The 16,026-nt window shown below is 64.0% G+C and carries 2 protein-coding genes (1 of these 2 running past the window's edge); both read right to left on the reverse strand.

Annotated elements, in window-relative coordinates; all coding sequences use genetic code 11:
- Positions 1-9,051: the 5' portion of a non-ribosomal peptide synthetase gene (locus tag BK670_RS14025; protein ID WP_123450387.1), read on the reverse strand. 3,966 nt of this gene lie to the left of the window's left edge; 9,051 of the gene's 13,017 nt are visible here — the first part of the coding sequence; its start codon is at positions 9,049-9,051; its stop codon lies beyond the left edge, outside the window.
- Between the two features lie 290 nt (positions 9,052-9,341).
- Complete coding sequence (locus BK670_RS14030) at positions 9,342-15,752, reverse strand: non-ribosomal peptide synthetase (protein ID WP_123450389.1); 6,411 nt, start codon at positions 15,750-15,752, stop codon at positions 9,342-9,344.
- Positions 15,753-16,026 lie beyond the last annotated feature (274 nt).

Below are 16,026 nucleotides of genomic sequence, written 5' to 3' on the forward strand. Positions count from 1 at the left end.
GCCGACCGGGACGGGACGCTGCTGGTCGTCGAGCAAGTAAATCTTCGCGTTGGCCATCGGCCGACCGATATGCAGCACCTGCCCGACCTCCACCGTGCCGGAGGTGGCAACTACCGTGGCTTCGGTCGGGCCGTAGTTATTGATCACCGCGAAGGTCTGCTGACGCGGGAACTGGCGCAATTTGTCGCCACCGATCAGCAACGTGCGCAAGGTCGGGTGGCCGAGGTCGCGACTGAAGGCGTATTCGGCGACAGGCGTGGGCAGGAAACTCACCTGCAACGGCTGCGCACGCCACCACGCCAGCAACTCATCCAGATGCTCGTTGCTCACCGCTTGCGGCGGCAGATGCACGGTTGCGCCGACGCACAGCGCCGGCCAGACCTCCCACGCCATCGCATCAAAACCGCAACCGGCAACACTCGCCGTGTGGCTGCCGGCGTGCAGGTCAAAGGCGCCGTTGTGCCAGTGCACGAGGTTTTCCAGCGTCGCGTGTTCGACCATCACGCCTTTCGGCTGGCCGGTGGAGCCTGAGGTGTAGATCACGTAGGCCAGATGCGCCGGGGTCAGCGTCGGCACCTGCGGATTGCTGTCCGGCAGATGCGCCCAGTCACGGCTATCAAGATCGATCACGCGCGCGGTGCCGAGCAAATCACGCGTCGAGGCCTCGGCCAGGACCGCCAACGGAGCGCTGTCCTCAAGCAGGTAGGCAATGCGCTCCGCCGGGTACGCCGGGTCGACCGGCACATAACCGGCGCCGGACTTGAGGATCGCCAGCAGCGCCACCAGCATCTGCGGGCTGCGCCGCACGCACACGGCGATGCGGTCGTCTGGTCGCACGCCAAGGCTGAGCAGATGGTGGGCCAGACGGTTGGCGCGTTGATTGAGCTGGCCGTAGGTCAACACTTGCCCGCCCTGCACCACGGCCAACGCATCCGCGCGTTGCGCCGCCTGCGTCTCGACCAGCGCATGAAGGGTTGCGCCACGGGGAAACGCGACGGCACTCCGATTGAAATCGACCAGCAGTCGCGTCTGCTCCGGCAGCGACAGAATCGGCAGTTGATTGAGTGGCGTCCGGGGCTGCTGCTCCAGCGCTTGCACCAGTTGTTCCAGTGCGGTGTGCATGTAGCTGCAAATCCGCTGTGCACCGATCTCGGCGAGCGCCAGCACGTCCAAGGCAAAACCGTCGCCCAGATCGTCCACCGACAAGGTCAGCGGATAGTTGCTGCGCTCCTCGCCACCGAGCATGCGCACGCCTTGCCAGATCCCCTGACCGTCGCGCGGCTGTTGTGCGGCGGCGCTGTGCCGGTAGTTGAGCAAGGCGCTGAACAGCGGCGCGGAACCCGGCATGCCGCTGCAACGTTGAGCCAGCGCCAGCGATGCGTGTTCATGAGCGAGCAGCGCCGTCAGCCGCGCGTGGGTGGATTTCACCCCGGCGCGCACGCTTTCAGCGAGATCAACCCGCAGCGGCAGAGTATTGATGAACACTCCCAGCGTGCGGTCGGCGCCCTCACCGCCCTGCATGCGCCCCATCAGCACGGTGCCGAACACCACGTCGCGACGCCCGGAAACTACGCCCAACACGTGCGCCCAGGCCATGTGCATCAGGCTCGCCGGGCTGACGCCCAACTGCCGCGCCTGTTCGCGCAGGCGCACATTGAGCGCGGCATCGAGCGGTTGCAGCGCTTCTTCGATGCCACGTCCGTCGCCCTGAACATCCTGCAGACCGAAGGGCAAGGTCGGCTCGTCGATATCGCCGAGCATGTCGCGGAAGAACGCTTCATGCTCCTGCTCATCGGCGCCCAGGCGTGCCTGCGCCACGTAATTGCGGTACGGCGTCGGCGGCGTCAGCGTGCCGAGCTGATCGAACATCAACGCGTGCATTTCCCGGCCGATCACGTCCATGGCGGTGTGGTCGAGGATCGAGTGATGGAACAGCACGATGGCGACGACTTGCTGGTGCAGCGGATCCTCGGCGTAGACCATGCGGATCAGCGGCGCGAGGGTCAGGTCGAGGCGGTAATGCCGCGCATCGAAACGCGCGTGCAACTGCTCAAGCATGTCGCCGTCCTGCGCATCAAGCAGCGCTTGCTGCACAACCATCTGCGCTTCGCGCCAGACCACCTGATGCGGGCTCGGCAAACCTTCCCAGACCACGCTGGTGCGCAGAATGTCGTGACGGGCGATGACCTGCTGCAAGTGCTCGGCGAAGCTGTGCAGACGTTCAAGACTGTCGAAGGCCAGACGCGATTGCAGCAGGTACGGATCGCCCTGCTCGGCGCTCAAATGGTGATAAAGAATGCCTTCCTGCAACGGTGCCAGCGGATAGATATCCTGCACGTTGGCCGCACCGCCCGGCACCGTCGCGACGATACGCTCGATGCTGGCCTGATCCAGCGTGGTCAGGGTCAGCATGTCCGGGGTGATGTGCGTGCAATTGGCCGCAATCAGGTTGGCCGGCACTGCGATTTCCCGGCCACTGCCCAACGCACGCGCCAGTGCGGCCAGGCTCGGCTGATTGAACAGCACCCGCACATCAGCGCTCAGGCCGGCCTGACGCATACGCTCGATCAGGCTCACCGCCAACAGCGAATGGCCGCCGAGTTCGAAGAAATTGTCGTGACGGCCGATCTGTTCGATGTTGAGTACGTCGGCCCAGATCTGCGCCAACGCGATCTCGACCGGGCCTTGCGGCGCTTCATATTCACGGCTGAGCCACGCGTGCTGATCCGGCTCGGGCAAGGCCTTGCGGTCGAGTTTGCCGTGGGCGGTCAGCGGCAAGCTGTCCAGGCGCACGTAAGCCGCAGGGACCAAAGTGTCCGGCAGGCGTGCTTGCAGATGCTGGTGCAAATCGCCGATCTCGACAGATTCGATGGCGGTAAACCAGGCGACCAGGCGTCCATCGCGCACCAACACCACGCATTCGCGCACCGCGTCATGAGCGTTGAGCACTGCTTCGATTTCGCCGAGCTCTATGCGCACGCCGCGCAGTTTCACCTGATCATCGTTGCGTCCCAGGTATTCGATATTGCCGTCCGCCAACCAACGCGCGAGGTCGCCGGTGCGGTACATCCGCGCATGCGGCTCGTCGCTGAACGGGTCGTCGAGGAAGTGCGCCGAGGTCAGTTCCGGTCGATTCAGATAGCCGCGCGCAACCCCGGCGCCGCCGACATACAACTCGCCTTGCACACCGGTCGGCACTGGTTGCTGCTGATGGTCGAGCAGATAGATTCGGGCATTGGCAATCGGCCGGCCGATGTGCAGAACCCGCCCGGGTTCGACGCGCCCGGACGTCGCCACCACCGTGGCCTCTGTCGGGCCATAGTTATTGATCACGTCGAATGTCTGATCACGGGGGAATTGCCGCAGCTTGTCGCCACCGATCAGCAGCGTGCGCAGGGTCGGATGGCCCAGCCCGCGACTGAAGGCGTATTCGGCCACCGGGGTCGGCAGAAAACTCACCTGCAACGGCTGCCCGCGCCACCATTCGAGCAGTTCATCGAGGTGTTCGTTGCCGATCGAGGACGGTGGCAGATGCACGGTCGCGCCGACGCACAGCGCTGGCCAGACTTCCCAGGCCATGGCGTCGAAACCGCAACCGGCGACGCTGGCGGTGTGGCTGCCGGCGTGCAGATCGAAGGCCTCTGCGTGCCAGTGCACGAGGTTTTCCAGGGTGCGGTGCTCGACCATCACGCCTTTCGGCTGCCCGGTAGAACCGGAGGTATAGATCACATAGGCCAGATTCGCCGGGGTCAGCCTCGACAGTGTGGGGTTGCTGTCAGGCAAGTGCTGCCAGTCGCCGGCATCCAGATCGATGACGGGGACAACGCCGAGCAGGTCGCGTGTCGAAGCCTGCGCCAATACCGCGATCGGATCGCTGTCCTGCAACAGGTAGGCGATGCGCTCTGCCGGATAATCAGGATCGATCGGCACGTAACCCGCGCCGGCCTTGAGAATCGCCAGCAGCGCGACGAGCATGTCCGGCCCGCGACGCAGGCACAGCGCAACACGGTCGTCGCCTTGCACGCCGAGGCCGAGCAAGTGATGGGCGAGACGATTGGCGCGCTGATTCAGTTCGCGGTAGCTGAGCTGTTGCTCGCCCTGCACCACCGCCAACGCCTCGGGATGCGCCAAGACTTGCGCTTCAAAGAGGCGCGGCACGGTCTGCGCCGGCGGGTATTCACGACCGCTGATGTTGAAGCCGACCAGCACCCGTTGCCGCTCGCTCGGCGAGACAATCGACAGCTGCTGCAACGGTGCCTTCGGCGTGTACTCCAGCGCCGTGACGAGACTGTGCAACGCGGTTTGCAAGAAATCGCAGACCCGCGCGCCATCCACCTGTGGCACGGCTTGCACACTCAAGCGGAAGCCTTCGCCGAGGTCGTCTACGCTGACCACCAACGGGTAATTGCTGCGCTCGCGGGAGCTGAGAATTTGCACGCCGTCCCACGCTACAGCGGCCGACTCGGGCGCACTGTGGCGATAATTGAGCAAGGTGCTGAACAGCGCCTGCGCAGCGCCGACCCCGCTGCAACGCTGGGCCAGCGCCAGCGAGGCTTGCTCGTGGCCGAGCAACTGCGCCAGCCGCGCATGGGTACCCCGCACGCCGCTCTCTACCGAGTCCGCCCCGACGCTGACGCGCAGCGGCAAGGTGTTGATGAACATGCCCAGCGCCCGGTCTGCGCCCTCGCCGCCCTGCATGCGCCCGAGCAGCACAGTGCCAAACACCACTTCTTGCTGGCCGGAAACCTTTGCCAACACCTGAGCCCAGGCCTGATGCACCAGACTCGCGACGCTGACACCGAGCCGCCGCGCCTGCTCACGCAGACGTTGGCCGAGGCCGGCATCCAGTTCGGAATGACTGTCGAGAATGTCGCTGCCGTCGCCGTGCACGTCCTGCAGACCGAAGGCCACGGTCGGCTCGTCGATATCGCCAAGCATCTCGCGGAAGAACGCCTCATGGGCCTGATCATCAACGCCGAGCCGCGCCTGCGCGACAAAATGGCGGTACTGCACCGGCGGCGGCAGATCGCTGCTACGGTCGAGCATGACGTCATTCATTTCCGCGACCAGCACGTCCAGGGCAGTGTGGTCGAGGACGATATGGTGCATCAGGAGAATGCCGATCCAGCGCTGGTGCGGCTGGTCTTCGGTGTAGACAAAGCGCATCAGCGGCGCGCGATTGAGGTCCAGGCGATAGTGGCGTGGATCGAAACGCGCCTGCATCTGCTCCAGCACATCGCCGTCGAGTTCGTCGGCATCGACGCGTTCCAGCGCCAGCGGCGCCTCGCGCCAGACCACTTGCACCGCCTCATCCAACCCTTCCCAGACGATGCCGGTGCGCAGGATGTCGTGGCGCTGGATCACGCCGTTCAAGGCTCGGACGAACGCTTTGATCTGCGCCAGACCGTCGAAGGCGAATTGCGCCTGCAACACATACGGATCACCGGCAGCGGTGGCCAGATGGTGATAGAGAATTCCCGCCTGCAACGGCGCCAGGCCATAGATGTCCTGCACATTGGCGATGCCGCCCGGCACGCTGGCAACAACGCGGTCGATCGCAGCTTGATCGAGACTGGCCAGCGGCAGCATGGCCGGGGTGATGCGCGTGCAACCCGGCTCGATCAGGTTGTCCGGGACGCCAATGACGCGCTCGTTGCTCAGGGTTGCCGCCAGTGCTGCCACGCTTGGCTGACCGAACAGCACGCGCACATCACAGTGCAGATCCTGTTGGCGCATGCGCTCGATCAGCTTCACCGCCAGCAGCGAATGACCGCCGAGTTCGAAGAAATTGTCATGGCGGCCGACCTGCTCGACACCAAGCAATGTCTGCCAGAGCCCGGCAATCAGGGTTTCCACGGCACCGACCGGTGCTTCGAAACCGCGCCGGGCAAACGCCTCGCTGTCCGGCGCCGGCAGGGCTTTGCGGTCGAGCTTGCCATTGGCGGTCAGCGGAAAGGCATCCAGACGCACGAAGGCGCTCGGCACCATGTAGTCGGCCAGAACAGCCAGCAGTTGATCACGCAATTGCGCCACATCTGGCGCGGCGCCGGAGTCGGCCAGCCAGTAGGCGACCAGCCGTTGATCACCGGGGCTGTCCTCACGGGCGACCACCACGGCCTCGCGCACACCTGCGCAAGCGGACAGGCGCGCTTCGATTTCGCCCAGTTCAATGCGGAAGCCGCGAATTTTCACTTGATCGTCATTGCGACCGAGGTATTCGAGGCTGCCGTCGGCGGCCCAGCGTGCGAGGTCGCCGGTTTTGTACAACCGAGCATCGGCGTTCTCACCGAACGGATCATTGATAAAACGCTCGGCCGTCAGCGCTTCGCGATTCAGATAACCACGGGCCACCCCGGCGCCGCCGACGTACAACTCGCCAATCACACCGACGGGGAGCGGTTCGCGCTGTGCATCGAGGACATACAGTTGCAGGTCGGGAATGCGCACGCCAATCGGGCTGACGCCGAGCAATTGCGCGTCGGCGGCTTGCAGCGGTCGATAGGTCACGTGCACGGTGGTTTCGGTGATGCCGTACATGTTCACCAGCCGCGTTCCGGCATTGCCGACCCGCGCATACCACGGTTTGAGCAGGCCCGGTTCCAGCGCTTCGCCACCGAACACCACTTCCCGCAACGAGTGCTGCAACGTGCTGCGGCCCTGCGCGGCGATCAGTTGGCGGAACGCGCTCGGCGTCTGGTTGAGCACGGTCACGCCGGTCTGGCAGAGCAATGCATAGCAGTCGTCCGGCGAGCGGCTGACGGCTTGCGGGATCAGCAGCAATTGCCCGCCGAACGCCAGCGCGGCCCAGATTTCCCAGACCGAGAAGTCGAAGGCGAAGGAATGGAACAACACCCCGATGTCTTGCGGGTTGAACTGGAACCAATCGTGGGTGGCGGAAAACAGCCGCGCTACGTTGCGGTGCTCGACCATCACACCTTTGGGCAAACCGGTGGAACCGGAGGTGTAGATCACGTACGCCAGATGCGCCGGCTTCAGCTCGGGTATCTGCGGATTGCTGTCGAGTTCGGCCTTGAGGTGAGCGCTGTCGAGATCGATCTGCGGCACATCCAGATCGGCCACGCGATCGCGGGTCGCCGCCTGCATCAGCAGCGCTACCGGGGCGCTGTCCTGCAAGGTGAAACTGATTCTGTCCAGCGGATAGTCCGGATCGATAGGCACGTAACCGGCGCCGGCCTTGAGCACACCGAGCAGGCCGATGATCATTTGCGGGCCACGCTCGACGCAGATTGCCACGCGGTCGTCAGGGCGAATGTTCAGCGCCAGCAAATGGTGGGCGACCTGATTGGCGCGACGATTGAGTTCGCCGTAGCTGACCGTCTGCCCTTCGAAGATCAGCGCCGTGGCGTCAGGCCTAGCCTGTGCGTGGGCTTCGAATTGCTGGTGAATCAGCGGAGTTTCCGGGAACTGTGCCAGCGGTAAATTAACGCCGCGCAGCAAGTGCTCGCGCTCGCTCGCCGGGAGGATTCGCAATGCTTGCAGCGGCACATCGGCGCGGGTTTGCAGGGCTGCGAGCAGACTCTCCAGCGCCGCGTTCAGGTACGCGGCCATGCGCTCGGCACCCAGCGCTGCATCCGCCAGCGCGGTGATGCGCAAATCGGCGCCGAGGTCATCAATGTTGATGGTCAGCGGATAGTTGGTGCGCTCGCGGGCACCCAGCACCTGCACGCCGGGGGCAATGTCGACCACTTCCGCGACTTCTTCGACACTGCTGTGTCGGTAATTGAGAATCGCGCTGAACAGCGGCGTCGGCACCGCCACCGCGCTGCAGCGTTGCGCCAGGGCCAGCGAGGCTTGCTCGTGCGCCAACAACGCAGTCAGGCGCTGATGGGTCGCACGCACGCCGGCGCGCACGCTGTGCTCGCCGAGATCAACGCGCAGCGGCAAGGTGTTGATGAACATGCCCAACGCTTGCTCGCCGCCCTCGCCCGCGTCCATCCGCCCCAGCAACACGGTGCCGAACACCACCGCCGTGCGCCCGGACAATTGCCCGAGCACTCGCGCCAAGGCCAGATGCGTCAAGCTCGCGACGCTCACACCGAGCTGCCGCGCCTGCTCGCGTAACTGTTGGCTCAAGTGGCTGTCGAGCAGCAACGCGGCTTCTTCGATGGCATGACCGTCGCCCTGCACGTCCTGCAAACCACACGGCAGCGTCGGCTCGTCGATATCAGCGAGCATGTCGCGGAAAAACGCTTCATGTGCCTGCTCATTGCCGGCATTGCGTGCCCTGGCCAAGTGATCGCGATATGGCACGGCGGCAGGCACTTGCGCGGTCTGCCCGAGCAGACAGGCTTGAACTTCCCGACGCAGCACATCCAGTGCGACGTGATCCATGATCATGTGATGAAACAGCAACAGCGCGACCACGCGGCCCTGAGCGGGATCCTGCGCATACACCAGGCGCAGCAACGGTGCCTGCTGCATATCGAGACGGAAGTGCTGCGGGTCGTGGCGTGCGAGCAGTTGCGTCAGCACGTCGGCGTTGCTGTCGACGCTGATTTCCTCACACACCAGCGGCGCTTCGCGCCAGACCACTTGCACCGCTTCGTCGAGGTATTCCCAGACGAACGAAGTACGCAGAATGTCGTGACGCTTGACCACCCAACGCAGCGCGTCGGCGAACGCGTCCAGCCGTTCCTGACGGTTGAAGACGAAGCGCGCCTGCGAGATATAGGGGTCGCCGGCAGTGGCCGAGAGGTGGTGATACAGCATGCCCTCCTGCAATGCGGACAACGGGTAGATGTCCTGCACATTGGCGGCGCCACCCGGCACCGTGGCAACGATGCGGTCGAGGCTGTCCTGACTCAACTTCACCAACGGCAGCATGTCCGGGGTGATGCGAAAGGCCGGGCTCAGCCAGTCGCCGCCGTGTTGAGCGACCAGCTCCAGCAGTTGCGCCTTATGCGCCGCGAGGCTGTCCCACAACGCGTCATCCAGCGCGTCGTCGCTGCCCAGAATGACCAGGTCTTCATCTTCCTGTTGAAGGCGGATCGCATGGGTGGAAATGGCAGCCATCAGTTCGCTGAAATGCATGAGGTAACCTGCTGTAAATGCGGAAAAAAGGAGCGCGCAGCAGCAAGTCCGTGCACACGGCGCGCAGCCTGGAAAAACTAAAACATCGGGGCGTGGGTGTCTGACATGGGAAGCAGGGACAAGCCACCCGGCCTGCGGGTGAGAAGCCAGTACCTGTGGCGAGGGAGCTTGCTCCCGCTGGGGCGCGAAGCGGCCCCCGCGCTTGATCGGAGAATCTGGGACTGCTGCGCAGTCCAGCGGGAGCAAGCTCCCTCGCCACGGGTTGGGTGCTGACCGCGAAGGCCCTGATATCAGAGCCGGCGTTTACGGTTGAGGCTCGGGATGGTGGTCTGGGCGATTTCGACTTGCTTCGCCTGCCGCGAGGTCTGGGCCGCCAGCGCGGCCAGCGTCGGCTGGCTGAACAGCGTGCGCGCGTCGACATGCAGCCCGGCCAGACGCATGCGCGCGACCAGACTGACCGCCAACAGCGAATGCCCGCCCAGCTCGAAGAAGTTGTCATGCCGCCCCACCTGCTCGACCTTGAGCACCTGCGCCCAGATCTGCGCCAAGGCACTTTCCACGTCACCTTCGGGTGCCTCGTAAGGACGGCTGAGCAGCGCCTCCGCCCCCGGTTCCGGCAAGGCCTTGCGGTCGATTTTGTCGTTCGGCGTCAAGGGCAGCGCCGCCAGCGCCACGTAAGCGCCAGGCACCATGAATTCCGGCAACTGCGCCAACACATGCGCGCGCAATACTTCCAGCGTCGGTGCAGCCAGTTCGGTACGCAGGGTGTAATACGCCACCAGTCGCTCATCGCGCACCAGCACCACCGCCTCGCGAATGGCCGGATGTTCCAGCAGGCGCGCTTCAATCTCGCCCAGTTCCAGCCGCACCCCGCGCAGCTTGACCTGAAAGTCATTGCGACCAAGGAATTCGAGGTTGCCATCGGTGCCGTAACGCACCAGATCGCCGGTGCGATACAAGCGATCACCGGCCACGAACGGACTGTCGATAAAGCGCTCGGCCTGCAATTGCGGCAGTCCCAGATACCCGCGCGCCACCCCCACTCCGCCAATGTGCAAATGCCCACTGACGCCAAACGGCACAGGCTGATCAAAGGCATCGAGGACGTACAGCCGGGTGTTGCTCAGGGCCTTGCCGATCGGCACCAGCGTCTGCGGCACCGGTTCGCCGGGTTCCAGCGTCCAGGCGCTGCTGTCGACAGTGGTTTCGGTCGGCCCATAGACGTTGTGCAGGCGCACCCACGGCAGGCGCTCGCGCACTTGCCGGGCCAGCGCTACGGTCAATTCGCCGCCACCGTTGAGCACGTCGGTGAGGCTGGTGCACTGACTGACATCGTCTTGTTCGATGAATTGCTGCAACAACGCCGGCACGAACTTGACCACGGTAATCTGCTGCTCGCGGATCACTTGCGTCACATACGCCGAATCGCGATTGCCATCGGCCCGCGCCAGCACCAGACGCATGCCCGAGCACAGTGGCCAGAAAATCTCCCACACCGAACTGTCGAAACTGTACGGCGCCTTTTGCAGCAACGCCCCGTGCTCGGTCGGCGGCGCAAGCTGCGAGCCCCAATGCACCATGTTGCAGGCGCTGCGGTGTTCGATCATCACGCCCTTCGGCGTGCCGGTGGAGCCGGAGGTGTAGATCATGTAGGCCAGATTCGTCGCGCCGAGGCCCGGCACCTGCGAATTGTCGTACGGCTGGTCCTGCCAGGCACCGAGGTCGAGATCGATCAGCGGCACGCCGGGCTCGCCGAGCAAATCACGCGTTGCGGCATGCACCAGCAGCGCGACCGGCGCGCTGTCCTGCAACATGTAGTTCAGCCGTTGCAGCGGATAATCCGGATCAAGCGGCACGTAAGCACCGCCCGCCTTGAGAATGCCCAGCAGACCGATCACCAGCTCAGGCCCGCGCTCGACGCAGATCGCTACCCGCGAATCCGGCTTTACGCCGAGCCCGCGCAGATGATGGGCCAAGCGGTTGGCCTGCTCGTTCAGCTCGCGATAGGTCAGGCGTTGCTCGGCGAACTGCACGGCGATGGCATCCGGCTTGCGCTGCACCTGTTGTTCGAACAGTGCCTGCAGCGGTTGCTCCATCGGGCAGTCGACGGCGGTGGCGTTGAACTCGATCAGCAGCTGTTGCAGCTCTTGTTGCGGCAACAATGGCAGACGATTCAACGGTTGCTGCGGCGAGCTCTCCAGCGCCTCGACCAAGCCGCGCAGCGCTGACTGCACATAAGCGCCAATCCGCTGCGCGCCGATGCTCGACAGGGTTCGGGTGGTCAGACGCAAGCCCGTGCCGAGGTCATCGACACTCAGGGTAAACGGGTAATTGGTTCGTTCCTCGCTGGCCAGGGTCTCGATGCCCTGCCAGGTTTGCCGGGAGGTCGTTTGCTCGACATCCTCGCTGTGCCGATAGTTGAGCAACGCGCTGAACAGCGGCGCCGGCGCTGCAACGCCGCTGCAACGCTGGGCCAGCGCCAACGAAGCGTGTTCATGGGCGAGTAACGCGGTGAGGCGGGCGTGGGTGGATTTCACCGCAGCACGCGCGCCCTCGCCGACATCGACCCGCAGCGGCAAGGTATTGATAAACACCCCCAACGCCCGATCGGCACCGGCGCCGCCCTGCATGCGGCCCATCAGCACGGTGCCGAATACCACGCTTTGCTGCACGGAAGTCGCCGCCAGCACTTGCGCCCAGGCGAGGTGGATCAGGCTGGCGACACTCACGCCGGCCAGACGCGCCTGCTGCAGCAGGCGCTGATACAGATCGCTGGCCAGCGTCTGCTCGGCTTCTTCGATGTTGCTGCCGTCGCCCTGTACGTTCTGCAAAGCAAACGGCAAGGTCGGCTCGTCGATGTCGCCGAGCATCTGGCGAAAGAACGCTTCGTGCTCCTGCTCACTCACGCCCAGTCGCGTCTGCGCCACATAATTGCGGTACGGCACCGGCGCTGCCAGCGGTTCGCCGTGCCCGGACAGGCTGGCGTGGATTTCTTCGCGCATCGCCTCCAGCGCAATGTGATCCATTGCCAAATGATGGAACAGCAAGATGCCCACCACCCGGTCGTGCGCGGGGTCACGGGCATATATCAAGCGCAGCAGCGGTGCCTGGCTGACGTCCAGACGATAGCGCCGCGCATCGAAGCGCGCGTGCAATTGATTGAGGATCGCGCCGTCGGCAGGATCCAGTTCGACCTCTTGCACCGGCAGAATCGCCTCGCGCCACACCACCTGTACCGGCGACGTCAGCCCTTCCCATACCACCGCCGTACGCAAGATGTCGTGCCGCGCCATGACCTGGCGCAGCGCAGCGGCGAAGGCTTCGACTCGTTCGAGGCTGTCGAACGCCAGCAGCGATTGCAGCAGATACGGATCGCCCTGCGCGGCGGTGATGTGGTGGTAAAGAATGCCTTCCTGCAACGGCGCCAGCGGGTAGATGTCCTGCACATTGGCGGCGCCGCCGGGCACGGTCGCGACGATACGCTCAATCATCGTCTGATCCAGTTGCACCAGCGGCAACAGGTCGGGGGTGATGTGCGTGCAATCGAGCGGGATGCGGTTGGCCGGCACCTCGACTTCGCGGCCGCTGCCCTCCGCCGCCGCCAACGCCGCCAGTGTCGGTTGGCTGAACAGCACCCGAACATCGCTGCTCATGCCGATCTGACGCATGCGCTCGATCAGGCCCACGGCCAATAAAGAGTGGCCGCCCAGCTCAAAGAAATGGTCGTGGCGCCCTACCCGTTCAACCTGCAACACCTCGGCCCAGATCTGTGCGAGAGCGATTTCGACGTCACCTTGTGGCGCCTCGTATTGACGCCGGATCAACGCTTCCGGCCCCGGTCCCGGCAAGGCCTGGCGATTGAGCTTGCCGTTGGCCGTCAGCGGCAACGTCGCCAGGTGGATGTAGGCGGCCGGCAGCATGGCGGCTGGCAAACGCGAGGTCAGGTGCGCGTGCAGTTGCAGGATGTCCAGCGTTTCACGCTCGGTGAACCACGCCAACAGTTGGCCGTCGCGCACCAGCACCACGGCCTCCTGCACCGAATCATGGCTGGCGAGCGCCGCTTCGATTTCGCCCAGTTCGACACGCACCCCGCGGACTTTCACCTGGTCATCGTTGCGACCGATGTACTCAAGATTGCCGTCGGCGCGCCAGCGGGCAAGGTCACCGGTACGGTACATGCGCGCATCAGGCTGCGCACTGAACGGATCGTCGAGGAAGCGTTCGGCGGTCAGGTCCGGGCGATTCAGATACCCCCGGGCCACCCCGGCGCCGCCGACATACAGCTCGCCGATGATGCCGATCGGCACCGGGCGCTGCTGATCATCGAGCAAATAAGCCGTGGCATTGCTCAGCGGTTTGCCGATGTGCAACGCCTGCCCCGGGGTGATTAGCCCCGAGGTGGCGACCACCGTGGCTTCGGTCGGGCCATAGTTGTTGACCACCGCAAAAGACTGCGCGCGGTGGAACTGGCGCAGACGATCACCGCCGATCAGCAAGGTGCGCAAGGTCGGGTGATCGAGTTGTTTGCTGAAGGCGTATTCGGCAATCGGCGTCGGCAGAAAGCTGACGTCTAGCGGCTGCGCCCGCCACCAGGCGAGCAGCGCATCGATGTCTTCGCTGCCTTCGCTTGCGGGCGCAAAATGCACCGTCGCCCCGGCACACAGCGCCGGCCAAACCTCCCACGCCATCGCGTCAAAACCGAAGCCGGCGAGGCTCGACGTGTGCTGCCCGGGGCCAAGTCCAAACGCCGCGCAATGCCAGTCGACCAGATTGCCCAGTGTGCGGTGCTCGACCATCACGCCTTTGGGCAACCCGGTTGAGCCGGAGGTGTAAATCACATAAGCGAGGTGGCGGGTGTTCAATCCCGGCACGTCAGGATCGGTCACGTTGTCGAGCGACCAAACGCGCCGATCCAGCTCGATCACTGGCAGCGCTGTGGCGGGCAAACGATCACGCAGATCGCTTTGCGTCAGCAGCCCCACCGGCGCACTGTCGCTGAGCAGATAACTCAGGCGCTCGGGCGGATGCGCCGGGTCAATCGGCACATAAGCGGCGCCAGCCTTGAGAATCGCCAGCAGCCCGACCAGCGTCTCCAGGCCGCGGCGGGCAACGATCGCCAGACGATCGTCAGGGCGCACACCGAGGCCGATCAGATGGTGGGCCAACGCATTGGCTTGCCGGTTCAGCTCGGCATAACCCAGGGTTCGTCCCTGATACGTCGCGACCACGGCGTCCGGTTGTTCGGCTACTCGCGATTCGAAGCGCTGATGAATCAGTTGGTCTTGCGGATAACTGACCCGGGTGTCGTTCCACTCATTGAGCAGGGCCAGCTCTGCCGGGCTATTGAGGTTGAAATCGGCAATCGCCAGTGTCGGACATTCCAGGCCTTGCTGCAGAATCAGCAGCAAGCGCTCGGTCAACGCCGCGATCTCGTCAGCCGTGAAATAGGCCGGCGAGTACACCAGATGCAACCAGGCCTTGTCGGTGTAACGGTTGCTGCGCAAGTGCAAGGCCAGCGGTGTCGCCTCGTGCTGGTTGGAGACCTTGACCGAGTGTCCCGACGCCTCACCGTAACGGTAGTCATGGTCGTCCTGTTCGTAGGACACCGACAGCTCGAACAGTTGCGCACGGTCTTCACGCAACAGGCCCAGCGCGCGGTTCATCTCGCTCAGCGGGTAGCGTTGATGGCGGAAATCCTGCTTCAGACCAGCGCCGATCGCCTTGATCAATTCAGCGAATGACACCGCTCGGCCAAAGCCCATGCGCATTGCACTGACCTGGGTGAACAACCCCAAAGTGCTTTTGAAGCGGGCACCGGAGCGATTGAGAATCGGCAAACCGACCACCCACTCGTCACGTTGGCCGGTACGACTGAAATACACATGCAGCGCTGCCAGCAACACGTGGAAGGCCGAACCACCGAATTGTCGCGCGCAGTCTTTCATGCGCTGGTGCAGCACGGCGGGAAACGCCTCGACGTGGATGCGACTTGGCGCTGCTTCAGCGTCGAGGGGTTCGCGATGGCAGGGAGTCAACAAGGTCTCGGGAAGGCTACGGTACTTGTCCAGCCAGTAGCGTTGATCAACTTCATAGCGGGATGATTGATGGTAGCGCGCGTCATCTTCGATAAAGCCGAGATAGGACGGTGCCGCCACACGCGGGCGCTCGCCACGGCACAACGCGCTGTAGATCTCGCCCACCGACTTGAACAACAGCGCGAAAGCCCAGCCATCGATAATCAAGTGGTGAGCCTGCGCCGCCAGCCAGTGTCGATGGCGATCGAGGCGAATCAGGCTGAAGCGGAACAATGCTTGCCCGCTCAACACGAAGGGCTGCGCCATTTGCGCTTCAACCTGCGTCCGGGCCGCTGCCTGTGGATCGGGTTGGCCGCTGAGATCAAGCAGCGGCATGGCTACCGGCAGCACCTGCGTAAATCCTTGCAGCGGCAACCCATCGTCACCAACGTCCGATAACAGAACAATGCGCAAGGCATCATTCGCTGCCACCAGAGACTCAAGCGCTGATTGCATCAATGCCGGATCCAGCGGGCCGCTCAGTTCGACGTAACCGCCAATGTTGTACAGCGGCGAATCTCCGCGACTCAGTTGGTCCAGCCAGATATCCCGTTGGGCGGCGGTCAGCGCAAATGTCTCGACAGGCACGGACACATCGTCCGCCACGTTGGCAGAAGTAGGCTGCATAAGGTCCTTCTCATGTAATTTTGCCGGTATTCAAGCATCGGCCCTGCCACCGACATGACACCTGAAACCCGGACAACCACCCCGCTCATACGCGCCTGTCTGACGCTATGAGCGTGGTTATCGCAGGCTCTGTCTAAAAGTTCGGAGAGGAAATACTGAAAAGCTTGTAGGAAAAAAGCCACGCACCAGCGCCGCCATTTGCCCGGGTGCTAGCGCCCGGAAATCAGCAACCCTTGGATTTCCGGGGCCTTGGCGTGACTGAACAGTCACTCAA

The organism is Pseudomonas fluorescens, assembly GCF_003732425.1.
Taxonomy (GTDB): domain Bacteria; phylum Pseudomonadota; class Gammaproteobacteria; order Pseudomonadales; family Pseudomonadaceae; genus Aquipseudomonas; species Aquipseudomonas fluorescens_BE.